We start from the raw sequence: 17,995 nt of genomic DNA, 5'->3' as shown, positions 1-17,995 counted from the left end.
TCAGGCTTCCCTTTTAACGTCTTTTCCAGCGTCTTTATCAGCGTTTTCAGCACTGGCGTCCATGGCGGCAAGGACGGTAGACATGTCTTTATCACCGCGGCCGCTCAGGTTAATAACAATCAAATGATCCTGCGGCAATGTCGGGGCCACTTTCATCACATAGGCAATAGCATGGGCTGTTTCCAGCGCCGGAATAATACCTTCAATACGGCACAGAGTGTGGAAGGCTTCCAAAGCTTCGTCATCGGTAATGGCGGCGTAGCTGACCCGGCCAATATCATTTAACCAGGCGTGTTCAGGGCCAATGCCCGGGTAATCCAGGCCCGCCGAAATCGAATGGGCATCCTGAATCTGCCCGTCAGCGGATTGCAGCAAGAAGGTACGGTTGCCGTGCAATACGCCAGGAGTGCCGCCTTTCAGGCTGGCCGCGTGGCGCTTGTCCAGGCCTTCACCGGCAGCTTCAACACCCACCATAGCGACGCTCTCATCATCCAGAAATGGATGAAACAGGCCCATGGCGTTTGAGCCGCCACCCACACAGGCTACCAGCGTGTCAGGCAGGCGCCCTTCGCGCTCAAGAATCTGCTCGCGGGTTTCTTCACCAATAATCGATTGGAAATCACGCACCATGGCCGGATAGGGATGCGGGCCTGCGACTGTGCCGATGATATAAAAAGTATCGGCCACGTTGGTCACCCAGTCACGCAGGGCTTCATTCATGGCATCTTTCAAGGTGCCTGCACCGCTGGTGACCGGGATTACTTTTGCACCCAGCAATCGCATGCGCTGCACGTTGGGCTGCTGACGGTGAATGTCGACGCTGCCCATGTACACCACGCACTCCATACCAAAGCGCGCAGCTACCGTGGCGGTTGCCACACCGTGCATGCCCGCCCCGGTTTCCGCAATGATGCGGGTTTTACCCATGCGTTTGGCCAGCAAAATCTGGCCCAGGCAATTATTGATCTTGTGAGCGCCGGTGTGCAGAAGATCTTCACGCTTAAGGTAAACCTTGGCCCCGCCGAGCTGTTCGGTTAAGCGCTCAGCCAAATACAACGGGCTCTTGCGGCCGACAAAGTCACGGCGCAGCGCATCCATCTCATCAATAAAGTCTTTTGAGTTGCGTGCAGTTGTGTATTCTTTTTGCAGTTCAAGAATGAGCGGCATCAGGGTCTCGGCCACAAAACGGCCACCAAAATGACCAAAAAAGCCGTTGATATCCGGGCCCTGTCGAAGCGTGGTTGCTGTGCTCATGCGATTGACTCCATTGCGCTGATTCGATTTCTGTTCGATTTCTAATTGATATCCAGTGTAAAGCAGGACAGCACAGAGGAAAATCGATAAAATCGCACCAACCTGTGAGAAAAAGTAACCGATTTATGGAACATGCCAACCTACCTTTACCGTCGCTGAATGCGCTGCGCGCCTTTAATGCTGCAGCACGCTTGCTCAGCATGAGCCGCGCCGCTGAAACCCTAAGCGTGACTCACGGCGCCATCAGCCGGCAAATCGGCCAGCTTGAACAACAACTCGGCATAGCGTTATTCGAACGCCAGGGCCGCGGCATTGCTTTGACCGCCGCAGGCCATCAGCTGTTCGCCACCACGGATTCGGTTTTCTCACAGTTGGAACAGGTTTGCGATCGCCTGCGGCGAGAGGCCCGTGATGCGCCCCTGGTGTTGAGCTGCTCGGGTAGCTTTCTGGCGCGCTGGTTTATTCCGCGCCTGGGCCGGTTACGCCAGGACTGCCCCGGCCTGGACATTCACCTGACCACCACCGACGAAGAGCTGCACCTGCCCGCGGGGGTAGACGCTGCTCTGGGCTTCACCTCGGCGCCGGCGCCCTCAGGCCAAAACCTGATTGTTCTGGGTCCTGAACGAATTGGACCGGTGATGGCCCCCGGGCTGGCCCCTGCCAACCCAGACATGCCGGCGAGCGCACTGCTGGAGTTGCCGCTACTGGAAACCCTGTCACGGCCGCAAGCCTGGCCACAATGGTGTAAGCATCAGCAATTAGATACGCAGAGTTTGCCGATACGGCAATCATTCGAACATTTAAATTACATGCTAGAGGCCGCATTGGTAGGGCTGGGCGTGGCAATAGCGCCGCAATATCTGGTGGAAGAAGACCTTCGCAGCGGGCGACTGCTGGCGCCCTGGGGTTTTATAGAGACCCGCGACACCCTGTGCCTGCGGCTTCCCGGTGATACGGTGTCGCCGCGGGCCCAGCGCCTGGCCGATTGGCTGGCCAAGGCGCTGGCACAGTGACTCTAATCCGGGAGTTGAACCTAACTCCGTCGCGTTAGCGCACGGACATCCGCTTTAACGCATAGGTACCAGCGTTAGTTCAACGCGACGGTTCTGTTCACGGCCGGATTCGGTGTCGTTAGACGTCACCGGGGAACGTTCTCCGTAACCCACCGCGCGGGTACGCTTGGACTCAATACCCTGATTTAACAGAAAGTCACGAACAGAAGACGCGCGGCTCTCACTCAACAACTGGTTATAGCTATCGGCGCCTTGGCTGTCGGTGTGCCCTTCTATTTGAATAATAGTTTGGTCAAATTCTTTCAGTACTAAGGCAACAGAATCCAGAGTTCCGGCAAACTGCGAGCGGATACTAGTCTGGTTGAGGTTAAAAGTAATGTTGCCAGGCATCACCAGCGAGATCTGGTCGCCATTACGCACCACGCGCACGCCGGTACCTTCAAGCTGCTGGCGCAGTTGCACTTCCTGGCGATCCATATACACACCAATACCGCCACCTAAAGCACCGCCAGCTGCAGCGCCAATCAGCGCACCTTTGCCGCGATCGCTTTTGCTGGAGGTAGCCACACCAATTACAGCACCGCCAAGTGCGCCAATCACGCTACCCTTGGTGGCGTTCGATGTTTTCTGTTCGCCGGTGTATGGGTCGTATGTCATACAGCCGCCAAGCGTCAGGCTGGCCAGTGTTACCGCAAGTATGGTTTTTTTCACAACACTTTCCTTCTTTCCGTGGGTCTGCGACAGCGTGTTCACACGTCTGTCGTGAATGTATCGATAATCGTGTTAAACACCGTTGCCTGCAAATCGTGGGCCTCGTTGACCAAATGGTGCCTGCCCCGTGGCAACTTGACTTCATGAACCCGCGCAAACTTGTTACGAATAATCCGCAAATTATGGGGCCAATCTACGGTCAGGTCTTTTTCACCCTGGACTACGGTTATATCGAACTCAACCGGGCGCGCAGACTCAATATGAGGCACCCACTGACGCAATGCCGAAACCCAGTCAACGTGAACAGCGCGGGCCTGCAACGGGTCGGCGTTACGTAGAAATTTCAAAAACTCCGAGTTGCCGCTGTTGGCACTGAATACCCGCCGCCAACGGCTGACAAACGGCTTAAGCACCGTGTGCAACACGCGGGCTTTAACCCAGCCGGCGGGGCGTATCAGCGGCGCCAGTAAAACCACTTTGCGAAACTCTGATGTGGCCCGGGTATGATGATTCGACAGCAGATAGTCAATCAGTATGGCGCCGCCCGTGCTCTGCCCCACGGCATACCAAGGCCCGCGAATTTTGTGTCGCACCTTTGCCGTTACATCGCTAAGCACCAGCTGGTACTCCAGAAAGCTGCCTATAGCCGCCGGAGTGCCACTGGAAAGCCCGTGGCCCGGCTGGTCATACGCCAGCACGTCAAAGCCTTCCCCCAAGCAACGATCTATCAGCTGGGTGTAAAGCCCGACATGGTCGAAATAACCGTGCATTACAAAAACCGTTCCGCGGCAATGTGTTGCGGCTGCACTGCGGTAATAGTGCACCATGACCTGATGCTTGCCGGAGTTCACATAGCCTTGGTGGTATTCCACCTGCGAATGCTCTACCCAAAGGTCCAGCCCATAAAAATGACAGTAAGCCATCATTTCACGGCTCAGTTCTCGCTTGTTTTCTGGCTCGAACGCTTCCAGCCTGTCCAGCAACGAGTTACGGTCCCAGTCGGGTATTTTTATAGTATCTGTTTTCCAGTACACGAGGGGCTAAACACCTGTGGTGAGTAAGAAACATTCGTTGAGGGCGTCATGTTCTGCGCCTTTAAGCTCACGAAACCCTACTGGTCGGAGAGCCAGTCGTCCAGCGCAAGCTGGCCATTGCACAGGGCCTCTTTACGGTTTTTGGGCCAGCGTTTGATTTTCCACTCTAACTGCATGGCTTGAGCGCGGCCACCAACACAGCTCTGGAACGCCAGAACCAGCGGGCCCTTGCCGCGAAGGCTGCGAGCACCTTTGACGCTGCCCTGATGTTCTGAAAAACGCCGCTCCACATCCGTAGACACCCCGGTGTATAAGGCGCCAGCGGCGGTTCGCACCAGGTAAACCGACCACTCAACCGCCACCGCTCACGACTCCTGCGGCGGCATCCTGTTTCTGTGAGGCTTTTTTCTGCTGCAACCACAAGCCGGCCATAATCAGTACCAGCCCAACATAAGTAGACGGCAAAATCCGCTCGCCCAAAATAAACCAGATAAACACCAGCGACAAAAACGGCGATATGAAAATAAGGTTGCTGACTTTCGCCGTGTTTTCGGCTTTTTTCATGGCGTAGGACCAAAGCACGAACGCAATGCCCATTTCAAACACGCCAACATAACCGGCCGCCAGCAAGGAACCCGTCAGCGGAAAGTGCAGACTGTCGGTGGCTATGGCCGCTGCAACAATCACTGGCAAACCAAATAGAAAATTCAGGAACAAGCCCACCACTGGGTCGCGGGTATCGCGGGTGGCAATAATCCAATAGCTCGCCCATACCAACGTACTGCCAACGGCAAAAGCCACTCCCACCGGGTCCGAAAAGCTCAGGTCGGTTACCGCGCCACGGGTGGCAATCACAAATACGCCGGCGTAGCACACCAGCCCGGCCGCAATGTCGCGCCCGCGCAAACGTTGGCCCAGAAAGGGAACAGACAGGTAAGCCAACACCAGCGCCCAGGTGTAATTGATGGGCTGGGCTTCCTGGGCCGGCAGGCGGTCAAAGGCGCCAAACAGGAGGAAATAGTACAGGCACGGGTTAATAAGGCCCATCATAAATGACTGCGCATACTGCCCGCTGCGCAACTGGAACACCAAGCGCCAGCGGCCCTGAAGCCCCAGAATTGTGCCCATCACCAGGATAGAGGCCACACAGGCAATTAACAGCAGCTGCAGCGGAGATAGATCCGCCAGTGCCAACTTGAACGCGGTGGCCACGGTGGACCACAGTAATACCGTGGTAAGGCCGTACATCATGGCCTGTTTTTGATTGGTCATAGTTTAAACTCTCACCGCGGCTTTGACGCCGGACTATGGGCAACGCAGTATACCCATCCTTACCGTCCTTATACAGGTCGGTAATTTGCTAACAATATTGCCTTATGCCAGCCTAACAACTGATTTTTCGCCATCATCGGAGACTATCGCCATGAACAAACGGATTCTAAGCGTTCTTACCACCACAACGCTCGTTAGCCTGCTCAGCGCTGCCGGCGCCATGGCTCAGCAGACACCGGCGATTGAGAAGATTACGGAAAGTTTCAGCAAGCCTGCAGCGGCCGGAACACACACAGCGTTTTACAACGATGCACAGCTACACAAGTTCGTGAATGCACAACAACAGATTAGCGATTTAGAAAACGATTACAAAGATCGCATTGACAGCGCCGAGTCTGAGGCTGACGCAAAAAAACTGGGCGAAGAAGTGAATGTGCGAATGGCAAAAATTATTGAAAGTCAGAATCTGGATGTTGAAACTTATAACGCCATCGCATTCGCGTACAACAGCGAACCGAGCATTCGCAACCGAGTTGACGCCTTGATGCCCTGATGTCGTCGCCCCCGAATGAGCCGTCTGGGTCAGTTTCCAGTCACCGGCGCAGATACAAAACCGATACCCTCGGTGGCCATAACCTGCGCGCCAGTAGCGGTTAGTTCACTGATAAATCGAAACTGGGCGCTTGGCTTTATCGGAGATGCTTTAAGCCTGTAAACCATACCCCACGGTTCGTTAGATACTACCACCAGAACTGGCTTCCAGGTTTTGGTGAGCGGGTGGGTGAATGCAACAGTGCGCAGCAACGTCATCACTCTCGCCATGTCATGGTGGGGTTGCAGGTGAAACTCGGCAACACACATAAGATGATCAGTGCCGTCATTGCCGTTGGCAATCAACGAATCCCACAGTTTGCTATGAGGTACCACAATCACCGTGTCGTCTGGCGTTAACAATTCGGCAGCGCGGGTGCCAATCGCACGCACTTCGCCGTATTGGCCGTCAATTTCTATCCAGTCGCCAGGCCGGTACGGCATTTCGTAAAGGGTAACAATGCCGGCAATCAGGCTATTGGCGTAGTCTTTGAATGCAAAACCCAGCGCCAGCGCCAAGGCGCCAAAAATAGCCACCATATTCTCTAAAGTCGGCTTCACCAGAATCGGCACCACCAGAATGACAGTAGCGACGATAATCACTAATCGCAGCAGCGGCACCGATGCCAATAAGTACAGTCGAGGTTTACCGCCGAGTTTGGCGGCTATACGGGGGAAAACATTCTGCACTGCCCAGCTCAGCAGTGACGCGCTCACAATCAGAATTAACGCCTACCACAACGCTTCGGACGTTATGCTGTCCAGAGCATGTTTTAAACCGAGCCCTTCTTTCATCGATCGCTCTCCCCGTGTTCGTCGGTATAATCAGAAACGATCAATGGGAAATCCCCACGTCTGCAAATGCCGGCGGACGCTTGGATACCCAAGCGGAGTGACTCGCCATGACGCATCTGCGGCCATTTCCTGATAGGCCAACGACTTCTGTTCCGGCCAACTCAGCTCAAAAACTGCGTCTGGGCACGGCGCCACATAGACAAAGCGATGCCCGGAATTCCGCGGGAATCTGCCGCCAGATTACGTAAGAACTCGCTGTATTTACGATTTTCCCCCGGCTTTTCATCGGTTTCCTCTGGTTCCAACGGCAGCACGTATAAGCCATCCGTCGTCATTCGCACGATCGGTACGTCATCGCGGCTGTGACACGCCAGTTGCTGCAACTAGGCACCTAAACGCTCGGTCGTCATGGGAGCCGGCATCCAAGGTGCAAACTGGGCATCTGGGTAGTAGCTGGTCCAAAACTGCCAGCACCAACTATTGCAACCAATAATCCCCTCGCCGGCACTGTTTTGTGCCACTCGCCGCAACAGCTCTTGCACCAGTGCAAGGCCACTGCGGTGGCGACGCCAGAAAGCGGCCAGCTCGCTGATTACCCAAGGTTTATCCAACGGTTGCTGCTGCCACCACTCCCGCGCCGCTTCTTCGCTCATGAGGAGGTTGTCGGGCGGCAGAATTAATTGATAAGCGTGTGCCTTTGAAACACTCTTGTGTCCTGATTCGGTACGGGCAGCATCAGATTATCGTTCCCAATGCTGTCATTATCGGCGCTGTCGCTACTTTTTTGCTCTAGTGTGTGCTTTGTCACTCGCTCTCCAATGCGCTAATCGTCTGCAAAGGCCTCACAATCCATAGCATAGTCCTAAAACAAAGCATTACGACGTTATTCGGGAACCAGCCACTCCGTCTGTTGACACAGGCCCAGCCTTGCAGCCGGCTCTAGGTCGCTTATCATCGCCGACAGACGTTCATCCATGCCCCACGGCGGGTTGATGACCAGCATTCCCGAACCGACCATGCCGCGCTCAGGCGGCGTATGCAGTCGCACTTCGCTGCGTAGGATTTTGCGAACCGGGCCAGCCCTGAAACTGTCTAGCAAAGTCTTTTCAAGGCCAGTGGTCAGAATGGGATACCACACCAAAAACACCCCGTGACGGCATTTTTGCCACGCGCGGCGGAGTGTTTCGGCTACGGCGTTATAGTCGGTTTTTACTTCGTAAGACGGGTCAATCAACACCAATAAGCGCGGCTGACGGGGTGGAAGTACTCTCAACAAGCCCGTCATACCGTCTTGATGGGTTACTTTTAATCGTTTGCCAGAAGCCCACTGGCTCAAACTGTTCGTTTCTGACGGGTGCAGTTCGAACACTCCCAAATTGTCCTGCCCACGCAGAAAATGTGCGAACCACGCAGGAGATCCGGGATATTGACGCAGGTTCACACCCGAATTAAGTTCGCGCAAATACGACCGAAATAGCGGCCAATCGGCTGACTTCAGAGTGTCCAGCTGGGGCCAGAGTTTGCGGATACCCGCGTCAGCTTCGGCTGTTTTGCGAGCGCGCTCACTATCAAGATCGTAAAGCGCACTGCCCGCGTGGGTATCAATACAGGCAATGCCCGATGCTTTTGCTTGCATCATATTAAGCGTCAGCACAAGCGCAGCGTGCTTGTGCACATCGGCGAAATTGCCAGCGTGAAAGGCGTGGAGATAACTCAGCATAAATAGCTCCCGTTTAATGGAAGCCATTAAGCCCGAGGGCGGCCAGCGTGTGCAAGCGCATCACCGGTGAATACAATTCAACACGGCCACACGGGTCTGTAAGAAGACATCAGCAGCCATTGTGCTTATTGATTATTGCCGGTTTACCGGCGCTCGGTACTGCGTTTTGAACCCGCAGATTTAACCGCTTCTGACGCGGCAAAGGAACCCTTTTTAATTTCTTGCCAGGCCGTAAAAATGCTGGCGGACGTTCCTGCAAGCTGGATAACTGAGCTGCTCATGATCCGATTCTCCGCGGTGTTTGATTGACACGGCGCGCACCAGAGTCTTATCAGGCGCTTGCTTGACGTCAATGTAACAGCCTTGATAGTGATTGCAAATCATTCTCATTGTTATTTTTGATCGAGATCAATTACAGTTTGCGCATTCGCATTGCGGTACTTCATAATGCAAACGCTAACCGGTATCATTACAAACAACTATTTTTGGAGTTTATTATGCCCTTTCCATTCCGCCCAGGGACGTTGGCGATTGCCGTTTCTGCTTTGCTTGTCGTCGGCTTCAGTGCCAACAGTGCCGTTGCAAAAAACCAACCCGCTGATCAGAATGTTAGCCGCAGCGCAGTCGTTGCCCACTATGCAGACGTTGCTCACGCCACCTTTGAAGATGCGTTAATCACCTCACGTGCCTTAAACACAGCGGTTGACCATCTGATTGCAGACCCCACCGAAGCCAACCTGAACGCCGCGAAAGAAGCGTGGTACGCAGCACGTGTTCCCTACCAGCAAAGCGAAGTTTTCCGCTTTGGCAACACTCTGGTAGACGACTGGGAAGGCCAAGTAAATGCTTGGCCGCTGGACGAAGGCATGATCGACTACGTCAAATCCGATGGTTACCAGTACGAGCTGGGCAACGCTGGCGCAACCGCCAATATTATCGCCAGCACCAGTATTAACGTGGGTGGCGAACAGCTGGACGTAAGCACGCTGACGGCTGAATTGCTGGCCGACCTGAACGAAATCGGCGGTTCCGAAGCCAACGTTGCGTCTGGCTATCACGCCATTGAGTTTCTGCTGTGGGGCCAGGATTTGAACGGCTTCGACGCAGGTAATGGCGAACGGCCCGTCAGCGACTATCAGCAAGGTAAAGAGTGCACCAATGGCAACTGCGACCGCCGTGGCCAATACCTGGACGCCGTGACCGACCTCTTGGTTGAAGACTTAGAATGGATGACCGCACAGTGGGCCCAAGGCTCCTCCGACAACTATCGCGCTCAGCTGACGGCTGCCGATGCTGGGGCGGGCGTTCAGAAAATGCTGTTTGGAATGGGTTCGTTGTCGTTGGGTGAACTGGCCGGCCAGCGCATGAAGGTCGCACTGGAGGCCAACTCCTTTGAGGACGAACACGACTGTTTCAGTGATAACACTCACAACTCTAACTATTACAACGGCCAGGGCATTCAAAACGTTTACACCGGAAGCTACCGCAGGGTAGACAATTCCGTGGTCACCGGCCCGTCCTTGGCTGATCTGGTTGAGCAAACCAATCCCCAGCTAAACGCCGAACTGAATAAACAGCTGGACGAAACCATGCAGGCGCTGGCCATTATGAAAGCCAAAGCCGAATCGTCAGAGGCCCCTATGGCGTTCGATATGATGATTGCACCCGGTAACGATGAAGGCGCGAAAATTGTTAACGACGCTATCATGGCATTGGTTGTTCAAACCGGTTCTATTGAAGAGGCTGCCCGCGAACTGGGAATCCAAACCCTCTCGCCGGACGACGCCGGCCAAACATTCTGAGGCAAAATGAAAACACTTTTCTTAACCGGAGCACTGGCTTTTGCCAGTGCCTCCCTGTTCCCCAATGCAGCAACCAGTGCCGACGGTTCCAGCGAACACGCCGGATACGCCCTGCAAACTAACCCGATGACGGGTGGCGATGGCACCGTAAACCAATCTGATAACAATGCGTTTTCCCTGCCGCAGGGCAACCTGTCGATGACCAAACGGCTCGACTTCAGCGTTGGTAATAGTTTTTTCCGCAACCCTTGGGTAGAAGCGCCTGCCAGCACCCAGGCCCGCGACGGCCTTGGGCCGCTGCTCAATACCAATACTTGCCAGGGCTGCCACGTGAAAGACGGGCGCGGCCACCCACCGGCGGTTGATACGCCGTCAGTTTCTTTGTTTCTTCGCCTTGCTGTACCTCATGACCCTGTCGAAGACGCCGATATTTTACGCACCAACGGGTTCAAACCCCACCCGGTCTACGGAGCACAGTTGCAGACATCTGCCCTGCCCGGCGCCAAGCCAGAAGCCGACATGATTTTAAGCTGGACCAGTCGCGTTGACGTGCTTGCTGACGGCACCGGGGTAGACTTACGCGAGCCCGTGTACACGATAGAAAATCCGAACTACGGACCTCTGGGAGATGACCTGTTGATGTCACCGCGGGTGGCACCACCGATGATTGGCATGGGGCTGCTGGAAGCCATTCCCTCCGAAACGGTGGCAGCCCTGGCCGACCCCAATGATGCCAACAATGACGGCATCAGCGGTAAGGTTAACCAGGTGTGGGACATCGCCAGCGGCCAGACCGTTGCCGGGCGCTTTGGCTGGAAAGCCGCAGAGCCCGATGTGCACCAGCAAAGCATGGGCGCCTTCGCCGGTGACATGGGCCTTACCTCATCCCTGAAAACCGCCACCGACTGCACGCCAAGCCAGAACTGCGGCGACTGGGCCAATGGCGGCGAACCGGAGGTGACGGATAAAATTGCCGATTTTGTGACCTTTTACTCTAAAAGCCTGGCGATTCCTGCCCGCCGCGATATGGATAGCGCCATCGTTCAGCAAGGCGCCATGCTGTTTAATGAAACCGGCTGTGCTGCCTGCCATACACCCACACACGTGACCGGTGTTGATCCGCAACGCCCTGACCTGAGCAACCAGACCATCTGGCCTTACAGCGATCTGCTGCTGCACGACATGGGATCAGCGCTGGCCGACGGTCGCGACGAGTTTTTGGCCAACGGCAATGAATGGCGTACGGCTCCTCTTTGGGGCATTGGCATGGCTCAGCAGGTAAACCCTCTAGCCGGATTTTTACACGATGGCCGGGCTCGTACGCTGGAAGAAGCGATTCTTTGGCACGGTGGCGAAGCCCAACCCGCCAGCGACCGTTATCGTCAGATGGACGCACAGCAGCGCCAGGCGCTGGTTGAATTTCTAAACTCACTGTAAGGACGTTTTATGCTGCGATTTACCCGCTATTTCCGCGCCACCGCACTTGTCCTGTTGATGCCAACGCTGGCACTGCCAGGCCTTGCAATGGCTGCTTCTGCGGAATCCGGAACCGCTGTTGAACAGCAGACACGCGTAGACTGGCATCAGGATATCGGCCGCGGCTATCAAGCTTTGGCAAGCGATAGTAAAACCCTGCTGCAGCAGGCAGAGGCTTATTGCCAGCAGCCCTCAACGGAAGGTCGCAACACCGTTGAAAATGCTTGGAAACAGGCGTTTGGAGCCTGGCAGCAGGTGCGGTTTGTGGACTTCGGGCCCATTGAAACCAATAACCGCGCCTGGCAGTTCCAGTTCTGGCCGGACCCGAAAAACCTGATCGCCCGCAAAGCTGATCTGCTGCTTAAAGACGACGCAACCGTCAGTGCCGAAACCGTTGGCCAAGCCGGTGTGGCGGTTCAGGGCTTCCCCATGCTGGAATACCTGCTGTTTGACACCCGCTTCAATACTGGTGATCACGCTCTACCAACCAAGACAAGCTGTCAGCTTCTGACTCAAGTGGCATCTCATGTTGTCGATAACAGCCAGCAGTTGGTCTCAGATTGGAGCGAGTTTGAACCCCGTTATCTGGCGACCGGCAATTACACCCACGCCACCATTCGCGCCGCCATGACCGCACTGGAAGTGGCCGAAGAACGCCGACTGGCAACCCCCATGGGTTTGCGCGGTAATGGCAAACGCTCCGTTTACGCCGCCGACGCGTGGCGCAGTGGCAGCAGTCTGGCGAGCATTGGTGCCAGCGTTGACGGCTTGCAAAAATTCTTCCTGCCCGGTCTGGAAAAGCTGTTAACCGCCCAAGGCAATAGCGATCTGGCGGAGCGCATCCACAAACAGTTTGGCGAAGTGCAGGAGCACTTCCCGGCTATGGACCTTGCGTTGGAGCCATTGCTAGAAGACGATAACGCCTACCGCAGCCTTCAGGGCCTGTATGTTGACCTCTCGCAGCTGGCCACGCTGGTCAACGGCGAAGCCGCCGCCAGTCTTGGGGTGATTCGCGGCTTTAATTCCAGTGATGGTGACTGAGCCATTATGAGCTTAAATCGCAGACATTTCCTCGCGTCATTGGGTGGCGCCATTGGCGCAACCGGCCTGAGCTTAACAGGTTGTTCGCTGTTGCCGGCAAAAGCCAACTCGCTGCAAAGCCGCGAATACGTGGGCGCCAGCAAGCGTAACGATGGGCGCTATGCCGTACAAAGCCTGAACAGCGATGGCACACAACGCTGGCAAACCCTTGTTGAAGCCCGCTGCCACGGTGGCTGCTTCCGCCCGAACAGTGCACAGGTACTGATTTTCGAGCGCCGGCCCGGCTGGTGGTTTCACGTGTTTGACAGCCGCAGCGGCGAGCGCCTGGCGCACATAAAAGCCAATGACGGCGAGCATTTTTACGGTCATGGCGTGTTCTCAACCGATGGTCGCTATTTATACGCAACGGCCAGCCGCTATCAGCACGGAGACGGCATTATTGCGGTGTATGACGCCCAAGCCAGCTATGCGCGTGTCAACACGCTCGATCTGAAGGGTATAGGCCCCCACGAACTGCGCCTGCACCCTGATAGTCAAACCCTGGTTATCGCTCTAGGTGGCATAAAAACCCACCCGGATTACGACCGCATCAAGATGAATCTCGAGTCCATGGCGCCCGCGCTGATGATGATGGACCGCACCAGCGGCGAGATTCGAGCGCGCTTCAGCCCGTCACAACATCAACTCAGCTGTCGCCATCTGGACGTAACGCCACAAGGCCACATTTATGCGGGCTATCAGTACCAGGGACCGAATGATCACACACCGTCCTTGATCGCCAGGTACCGCAATGGCCGCTTCGACGAAGTCGAGTTTACCGACGATGTCCAACCGCAATTAGCAAACTACATTTCCAGCGTGTCTGCGCACCCGCAAAGCGACCTGGTGGCAGTCACCGCGCCCCGCGGCGGCCGCGCTCTGATATTTGAGGGCGCAACAGGGCGAATACTTCGCAACGAAGCGATAACGGATGGCGCAGGAGTGGAGGCCCTGGACGGCGGCGATTTTTTGGTGACCACTGGCCACGGCAAGCTGATTCGCATGGGCATAAACGCCCCGGCACTGGAATTGGCCACCCTGCCCCTGCATTGGGACAACCATCTGGTTTAGCCCATCCGTAGCGACTGGTATGCTGGGCATTCACTTTTCACAGGGAATGCCGGTGTGCCAACGTCCAAAACACGTCTAGACCGACTCTATGGCCTGATCGCCAACGAGGAAGACACACGGGTCTGTAAAGACATTCCTGATTCAGCCTGCCGCGAAGTACCGCGTAACTTTTTCCTGATTCTGGCCGCTAACGTGCTCACCAAACTGGGCGATTTGCTGATCAGTCCAAAAACGGTGTTGGCCTGGTTGATGAGCGCGGTTGGCGCACCGGCCTTAGTGGCCTGGCTGGTACCCATTCGTGAATCCGGCTCCATGGTTCCACAAATGGTGATAGCCGCCTGGGTGCGGCGTAAACCGGTGCGCAAATGGTTCTGGACACTGGGCAGCCTGGGCCAGGCCCTGAGTGTGGCCGCCATGGCCGCCAGCGTGTGGTTTCTGGACGGCTACAGCGCCGGCTACGGCCTGATTGCCGCGCTTATCCTGTTCTCGCTCTCCCGTGGTTTCTGCTCGGTAGCGATGAAGGACGTTCAGGGCAAATGCATTCCAAAAACCCGTCGTGGCCGCTTGTCTGGCCTGGCTTCCACCATCGGCGGCACAGCCACCGTTGCCCTTACCGCTCTGTTGTTCTGGGATCGGGGCGACCCAGGCATGGCCTTTTATAGCTTGCTGTTGTTGCTGGCTGCCAGCCTGTGGTTCATAGCCGGAGCGCTATTTGCCGGCGTTGACGAGTACCCCGGTGAAACCGGCGGTGGCGGCAACGCCATTAACGATGCCATTTCCAGCCTGTCGCTACTAAAAACCGACAAGCCGTTCCGTCACTTTGTGATTACCCGTGCCTTGTTGCTGTGTTCTGCCCTTGCCTCGCCGTATTTCGTGGTCTTGGCTCAACAACAAAACGAATCCGGCTGGGCATTGGGGATCTTCTTGTTGGCCAGTAGCCTGGCCAGTTCATTGAGCGCCAGTTTTTGGGGCTGGGCCGCTGATACGTCTAGCCGTAAAGTTATGATTCGTGGCGCGCTCATGGCCAGCATAGTGTGCCTGAGTGTTGCAGGTACCGCTCTGGTTATGGGGGAGCCCATGGGCGGCGTGTGGTTCTATCCAGGCGCTTTTTTTGTGCTCAGCATCGCCCACGCCGGCGTAAGGCTTGGCCGAAAAACCTATCTAGTGGATATGGCGGGGGGCAACAAGCGCACGGACTACACCGCTGTCAGCAATACCGTTATCGGTGTTTTACTGCTGGCAACCGGGGCCCTGACGGCGCTAATCTCAACCTTTTCGAATATTGCGGTTATTCTGGTGCTGGGGCTCATGGGCCTGGCCGGTGCGTTCAGCGCCATGGGCCTGAGTGAAGTGACCGGCGACGATAACCCCTGAGCGGCGAGCGCCGGTCGCGCTAGCCATTTCAACGGCTTTGCTAACGCTTTGAACTGCTTTGAGGGTGGTAACCAATACGGAACCCACCCCAATGTTTGCCGTCGATGTAAATGGGCACTGACAGGTCGTGCATAATTTCACCGGTGTCGCGGCGATACGTTTGCAGCAGCATTTCCTGGGTATGGCTGCCGCAGCGAATGCCCGTGCGATCATTGAACAACCGCTTACTGCGGCTACGCGCCAAATCGGTGGCGGCATTGCCGGTAGAAGCGTGGGCGAACTCGCGATTGTGAGTAGGCACGTAGCCATCCGGCGCCGTGGTAATCGCGTACACAATCTGCGCGTTGGCGCCCTTTATTGCCTCCTGAATAACAGGCAGGACCTGATCCGTGAAGCGGTCATATTCGCAGGTGTATTTCGGTGGGCTGGTATTGTCCACAGGCAGGCGATTGCGATCGAACAGGGCTGCGGCGCTGAGTTTATTGTCACGTAAAGCTTGTGCAAAAACATTGGCAACTTGCGCCGCACCAACGCTGGCGTGCTGGAAAAATGGGTGGTGGTAACTGGTGTCACTGTTTAACGCAAATACCGCGTTCGTGGTTTCAGCAATTTCCATAAGGCGGGTGGCCTGCTGTGCCAACGAAGCCACATTGACATCGCTCTCGGTGATGTCATCGCGCACCGTTTCAATCACTGTGAATATCTGCTGCAGATTGTGTTCGTTATCCCGATCAATACTGGCAATCTGCGAGACCTGTTGCTGGAGCTGGTCAGACTGCTCGCGAATACCGTCCAGTTGCGTGCCCACCAATTCCACCGACACCACACCCTGCTCGATACTGACCGTTAAAGCTTCTATACCGGTGACAATCTGGGCAGTGTCTTCGCGAATTTCTCCCAGTGTGGTGGCAACATCGGCCGTGGCCTCTGCAGTGCGACGTGCCAGCTGTCTTACCTCGTCGGCAACAACGGCAAACCCTCGCCCCTGATCGCCAGCCCGAGCCGCTTCAATGGCCGCGTTCAAAGCCAACAGATTGGTTTGCTCAGCAATGCCCTGAATCGTGCTAGTGACCCCCTGAATACGATTAGACTTTTCGTTAAGCTGCTGAATACGTAATAAGTTATCATCAGACTGACGATGCACATTTCGGATACGCGCAATCACCTGAACCAGCGCCTGGCGGCCTTCTTGGCTGGCGGAACTGGCCTGCTGTGCAAGGGCCGCGGCATCGTTGGCCTGCAAAGTCGATGCCTGGGTGGCGCCAGTTATTTCGCCGGCGAATTCGGCAAGCCTGGCGGTTTCCTTCACCTGGCGGTCCAGCCGCAGTTTGAGCTGATCGGCAGCGTAAGATACTTCTGCGGCAGAGATGGCGTTGGTATTGGCACTGTGGCGAAGATTTTCCAGCAGTGCGCGGCCGGCTTTAGCATCGCTGAGCAGCTGCGCGCACAAACTTGCAAACGGGTGTCCCGGCGCTAACTGGCCCTGGCTGAGATGAATAAGACTGCGCTCTGCCGGCGCGAGAACCCGCCAGGCAATAAAAAAACCGGCCCCCCCCAGACCAACCGCCAAACCGGTCAACACGGAAACCAGGTCAATCGCGGTAACGGCCGCAACCAAAGCGCCACCGGCCAGCGTAGCTAGCACCATTACCAAGCCCCAGCCTTTCGTTGCCTTGTCTACAAACAACATCTGATTACCCCGTTTTATCATTGTTCGTTGTCGGGCGCAGCGCGCAGCGCGCAATCCGCAATCTGTCACCAAAGTCGCCCACAGCTTACCGAAAAAGACACCGCCAAACCTTGCTACTTTGGTAAAGAACGCTTGCGGTTACTTATTTTACGACTGCAATGGGTATTTCTGAAGTGCGTGATCTGGCCAAATATGCAACACAAAAAAACCGGAGCAATGGCTCCGGTTTTTTGATCTGTGCCGATGCTTACTGAGTAGCGTCGTCCATAGCGCCTTCCGCAGCGTCGCCGGCCTCTTCTGCGGCCTCACCGACTTCTTCACCAGCATCTCCGGCGGCGTCTTTAGTTTTGTCCGAAGCGCTATCGTTCTGCCCGGTAACGTCTTCATAGCTTTCCTCAACGGCATCGCCGGCATCATCAGCCATGTTGCTGATGTTGTCGCCAGCCTTGTCCAAATCTACCATCTCGTCATCATCGGAACTGCAGCCCGCCAAGCCCAGAGTCATCACCAATGCCAATGCGCTAATTGTAAATTTTTTCATAAAAAAACCTCCATTGATCGTCATTGAAACCAGCGCCAAGATTACGCTGCGACCCAGCGAAAACACAATTACACACGGGTTACCCTTTGGTTAATCGTGCAAGGTGTCAGAACCACTCCGCTTTCATTCATTGCCAGGCAGGTGTCGTCCATGTTGCGCAGTAGCACCAGATCCTGAGCAACGGTGGGTAACTCCCAATGAAAAAAGTACGGTGCGGCCTGCAATTTACCCTCATAAAAACAGCGTTCACGATCGTTGCTGGCATCGTTCAATCCTATCGCGGCAGCATTGGCCTGGCGCAGCCACATCCAAGCCCCACAGATGCGACCGAAAAGGTGCAAATAGCAAGAGGCGTTGGCCAGAGCCTGCTCGGTTTCACCGGCCATCAGCATTTTACCCAGGCTTTGGGTGACTTTCACCGCCTGTTGCAGAGTTTCGCTGAGTGACATGAACGCAATTATGGCGCCAAGGCACAAGTTACTTGACCTTCAGACTGCGGCAAGTATCATTCTTTTTCATACTTTTTATACGGAGTAACCATGACGGAGAGGTCTTTCAGCTGCTGGCTCAC

18 protein-coding genes and 1 pseudogene are annotated in these 17,995 nt (G+C 55.5%); 7 read left to right on the top strand and 12 right to left on the bottom strand.

The window, feature by feature from the left end; genetic code table 11:
- Positions 1–1,254, bottom strand: coding sequence for a tryptophan synthase subunit beta (gene trpB, locus MIH18_RS19475; protein ID WP_249005663.1), 1,254 nt, complete (start codon positions 1,252–1,254; stop codon positions 1–3).
- 125 nt (positions 1,255–1,379) lie between these two features.
- On the opposite strand from trpB, the gene MIH18_RS19470 reads away from it, so the two are divergent.
- The gene (locus MIH18_RS19470) at positions 1,380–2,267 is read left to right on the top strand and encodes a LysR family transcriptional regulator (protein ID WP_249005664.1); all 888 of its coding nucleotides are present in this window, start codon (positions 1,380–1,382) and stop codon (positions 2,265–2,267) included.
- A 54-nt stretch (positions 2,268–2,321) separates the two neighbouring features.
- On the opposite strand, the gene MIH18_RS19465 is transcribed toward MIH18_RS19470, so the two are convergent.
- From MIH18_RS19465 to MIH18_RS19450, 4 genes are all read right to left on the bottom strand, one after another.
- On the bottom strand, positions 2,322–2,978 hold the full coding sequence (locus MIH18_RS19465) for an OmpA family protein (RefSeq protein WP_249005665.1): 657 nt from the start codon (positions 2,976–2,978) through the stop codon (positions 2,322–2,324).
- Positions 2,979–3,016: 38 nt separating this feature from the next.
- A complete protein-coding gene (locus tag MIH18_RS19460) occupies positions 3,017–4,012 on the bottom strand; it encodes an alpha/beta hydrolase (RefSeq protein ID WP_249005666.1) in 996 nt (331 codons plus the stop codon).
- A gap of 77 nt (positions 4,013–4,089) precedes the next feature.
- Positions 4,090–4,374, bottom strand: coding sequence for a GIY-YIG nuclease family protein (locus tag MIH18_RS19455; protein WP_249005667.1), 285 nt, complete (start codon positions 4,372–4,374; stop codon positions 4,090–4,092).
- On the bottom strand, positions 4,364–5,284 hold the full coding sequence (locus tag MIH18_RS19450; RefSeq protein ID WP_249005668.1) for a DMT family transporter: 921 nt from the start codon (positions 5,282–5,284) through the stop codon (positions 4,364–4,366). Before MIH18_RS19450 ends, MIH18_RS19455 begins: the two co-directional genes overlap by 11 nt.
- 151 nt (positions 5,285–5,435) lie before the next feature.
- On the opposite strand from MIH18_RS19450, the gene MIH18_RS19445 reads away from it, so the two are divergent.
- On the top strand, positions 5,436–5,837 hold the full coding sequence (locus MIH18_RS19445; RefSeq protein ID WP_249005669.1) for a DUF4168 domain-containing protein: 402 nt from the start codon (positions 5,436–5,438) through the stop codon (positions 5,835–5,837).
- 29 nt (positions 5,838–5,866) lie between these two features.
- Here MIH18_RS19445 and MIH18_RS19440 read toward each other — a convergent pair whose 3' ends face one another.
- The 4 genes from MIH18_RS19440 to rlmJ all read right to left on the bottom strand — a co-directional run bounded on the left by MIH18_RS19440 (position 5,867) and on the right by rlmJ (position 8,390).
- Entirely contained in the window at positions 5,867–6,592 is a 726-nt protein-coding gene (locus MIH18_RS19440) for a mechanosensitive ion channel domain-containing protein (protein WP_249005670.1), read from the bottom strand.
- Between the two features lie 239 nt (positions 6,593–6,831).
- Positions 6,832–7,053 carry a hypothetical protein gene (locus MIH18_RS19435; protein WP_249005671.1) on the bottom strand — a complete coding sequence of 74 codons (222 nt, stop codon included), beginning with the start codon at positions 7,051–7,053 and terminating at the stop codon, positions 6,832–6,834.
- A complete protein-coding gene (locus tag MIH18_RS19430) occupies positions 7,054–7,323 on the bottom strand; it encodes a hypothetical protein (protein WP_249005672.1) in 270 nt (89 codons plus the stop codon).
- 230 nt (positions 7,324–7,553) lie between these two features.
- Positions 7,554–8,390, bottom strand: a complete 837-nt coding sequence (rlmJ, locus tag MIH18_RS19425) for a 23S rRNA (adenine(2030)-N(6))-methyltransferase RlmJ (protein ID WP_249005673.1) — start codon at positions 8,388–8,390, stop codon at positions 7,554–7,556.
- Positions 8,391–8,887: 497 nt separating this feature from the next.
- Between rlmJ and MIH18_RS19420 the strand changes: the two genes are divergently transcribed.
- The 5 genes from MIH18_RS19420 to MIH18_RS19400 are packed head-to-tail and all read left to right on the top strand — an operon-like array spanning position 8,888 to position 15,193.
- On the top strand, positions 8,888–10,192 hold the full coding sequence (locus MIH18_RS19420) for an imelysin family protein (RefSeq protein ID WP_249013283.1): 1,305 nt from the start codon (positions 8,888–8,890) through the stop codon (positions 10,190–10,192).
- 6 nt (positions 10,193–10,198) lie between these two features.
- A complete protein-coding gene (locus MIH18_RS19415; RefSeq protein ID WP_249013282.1) occupies positions 10,199–11,629 on the top strand; it encodes a di-heme oxidoredictase family protein in 1,431 nt (476 codons plus the stop codon).
- A gap of 9 nt (positions 11,630–11,638) precedes the next feature.
- The gene (locus tag MIH18_RS19410; RefSeq protein ID WP_249005676.1) at positions 11,639–12,709 is read left to right on the top strand and encodes an imelysin family protein; all 1,071 of its coding nucleotides are present in this window, start codon (positions 11,639–11,641) and stop codon (positions 12,707–12,709) included.
- A 6-nt stretch (positions 12,710–12,715) separates the two neighbouring features.
- Positions 12,716–13,819 carry a DUF1513 domain-containing protein gene (locus MIH18_RS19405; protein ID WP_249013281.1) on the top strand — a complete coding sequence of 368 codons (1,104 nt, stop codon included), beginning with the start codon at positions 12,716–12,718 and terminating at the stop codon, positions 13,817–13,819.
- Positions 13,820–13,873: 54 nt separating this feature from the next.
- Positions 13,874–15,193, top strand: a complete 1,320-nt coding sequence (locus MIH18_RS19400; RefSeq protein WP_249013280.1) for an MFS transporter — start codon at positions 13,874–13,876, stop codon at positions 15,191–15,193.
- Between the two features lie 40 nt (positions 15,194–15,233).
- Here the strand turns inward: MIH18_RS19400 and MIH18_RS19395 are convergent, their stop codons facing one another.
- The 3 genes and pseudogenes from MIH18_RS19395 to MIH18_RS19385 all read right to left on the bottom strand — a co-directional run.
- Entirely contained in the window at positions 15,234–16,883 is a 1,650-nt protein-coding gene (locus MIH18_RS19395) for a methyl-accepting chemotaxis protein (RefSeq protein WP_283164781.1), read from the bottom strand.
- A gap of 247 nt (positions 16,884–17,130) precedes the next feature.
- Entirely contained in the window at positions 17,131–17,424 is a 294-nt protein-coding gene (locus MIH18_RS19390; RefSeq protein WP_249005679.1) for a hypothetical protein, read from the bottom strand.
- Between the two features lie 106 nt (positions 17,425–17,530).
- Positions 17,531–17,873: pseudogene (locus MIH18_RS19385) on the bottom strand (acyl-CoA dehydrogenase C-terminal domain-containing protein); the annotation flags it as partial.
- Between the last annotated feature and the right edge of the window lie 122 nt (positions 17,874–17,995).

It is taken from the genome of Marinobacter sp. M3C, assembly GCF_023311895.1.
In the GTDB taxonomy this organism is placed as follows: Bacteria; Pseudomonadota; Gammaproteobacteria; order Pseudomonadales; family Oleiphilaceae; genus Marinobacter.
The sequence above is the reverse complement of the archived record's forward strand: the minus strand, read 5'-3'. Positions and strand labels throughout refer to the sequence as shown.

What these genes read in the sequence shown, in the direction of transcription:
- MIH18_RS19470 (WP_249005664.1), top strand. Translation starts at nt 1,380, where the DNA reads ATGGAACATGCCAACCTACCTTTACCGTCGCTGAATGCGCTGCGCGCC.
- MIH18_RS19395 (WP_283164781.1), bottom strand. Translation starts at nt 16,883, where the DNA reads ATGTTGTTTGTAGACAAGGCAACGAAAGGCTGGGGCTTGGTAATGGTG.
- trpB (WP_249005663.1), bottom strand. Translation starts at nt 1,254, where the DNA reads ATGAGCACAGCAACCACGCTTCGACAGGGCCCGGATATCAACGGCTTT.
- MIH18_RS19420 (WP_249013283.1), top strand. Translation starts at nt 8,888, where the DNA reads ATGCCCTTTCCATTCCGCCCAGGGACGTTGGCGATTGCCGTTTCTGCT.
- MIH18_RS19390 (WP_249005679.1), bottom strand. Translation starts at nt 17,424, where the DNA reads ATGAAAAAATTTACAATTAGCGCATTGGCATTGGTGATGACTCTGGGC.
- MIH18_RS19415 (WP_249013282.1), top strand. Translation starts at nt 10,199, where the DNA reads ATGAAAACACTTTTCTTAACCGGAGCACTGGCTTTTGCCAGTGCCTCC.
- MIH18_RS19445 (WP_249005669.1), top strand. Translation starts at nt 5,436, where the DNA reads ATGAACAAACGGATTCTAAGCGTTCTTACCACCACAACGCTCGTTAGC.
- MIH18_RS19410 (WP_249005676.1), top strand. Translation starts at nt 11,639, where the DNA reads ATGCTGCGATTTACCCGCTATTTCCGCGCCACCGCACTTGTCCTGTTG.
- MIH18_RS19430 (WP_249005672.1), bottom strand. Translation starts at nt 7,323, where the DNA reads ATGAGCGAAGAAGCGGCGCGGGAGTGGTGGCAGCAGCAACCGTTGGAT.
- rlmJ (WP_249005673.1), bottom strand. Translation starts at nt 8,390, where the DNA reads ATGCTGAGTTATCTCCACGCCTTTCACGCTGGCAATTTCGCCGATGTG.
- MIH18_RS19450 (WP_249005668.1), bottom strand. Translation starts at nt 5,284, where the DNA reads ATGACCAATCAAAAACAGGCCATGATGTACGGCCTTACCACGGTATTA.
- MIH18_RS19405 (WP_249013281.1), top strand. Translation starts at nt 12,716, where the DNA reads ATGAGCTTAAATCGCAGACATTTCCTCGCGTCATTGGGTGGCGCCATT.